This window comes from Psychrobacter sp. 1U2 (genome assembly GCF_051847575.1).
Map to the genome: position 1 here is coordinate 1 of NZ_JBPYDC010000664.1, position 910 is coordinate 910.

Sequence of the window (910 nt, forward strand, 5' to 3'; positions counted from 1 at the left end):
TCAAATCGAAGCGTTAAAACATGCTAAAGGTCGCGTAGCAGAGGCACATAACCGCTGGCTAGCAGGTGAAGATATCGTACGCCGTGAACGTAGGGAAGAGTATAACGAAATTAATGGCATTCCTATTCGTGAACAAATCATCTCTGAGCAGTTTTTCCCTTCATCTTCGCAATCAAAAACTGCATCAACGCAGCTTATCGTCACGCGCAACAGCTACGGTGCACAAGTCGCTAACGTTGATAACATCGCAATCATTGATGTTGATAATGATGATCTCTTGCGCTATCGATATCCTGAACACTACAGCCGTCACGGCTTTATGCCTGCCTTGCTCATTAATCAAAGTAAGCCATCAAGCAAATTAAAAATTTGGCTTTTTATCCTTGTGTTTATACTTATCGCCAGTGTCATAGCTTGGTTGGGATTATCATGGCTGTGGCTATTGGCAGTTATGTTTGGCGCGACTGCTTATTTGTGGCAACAAGCCAGCCAAAGAGACAAAGCGATCGCGCAACAATATGCCGATAATATCGCCTCATTAATGCCTTATATGACGGATTTGATCCAAAGACGAGTAGCAGCTCATCCTGCCGAACAATTTCGTTTGTATGAGACGCCAGCAGGTTTTCGTATTATCGCCACTCACAATACAGTTTTGCCAAAGGACGGCGTGGTTACCGAATGGTTTGAGTTTTTCCATGCTGATGCCAATTATGTGCGTCTTTGTCAGGCGCAGCAATGTTTTCGGGCGCGGCTCACTGCCAAGCCGTGGCGCATGGCTGAGGTCGAGAATAATAATTTGGCTAAAGATATCCCTGCTAAAGAGTTTTGGTTCGCTGATGATATCTCGCAACATGACTCTGATAATGAGCTTCAACATACTGATTTAACTGCGCGTAAGCAGTGGATT

Annotated in this window: 1 protein-coding gene; it reads left to right on the plus strand. The window is 44.6% G+C overall.

Annotation, left to right across the window (positions count from 1 at the left end; genetic code table 11):
• The coding region (locus ACS8FD_RS17960; RefSeq protein WP_439276851.1) for a hypothetical protein at nucleotides 1-910 on the plus strand (910 nt) is incomplete at both ends.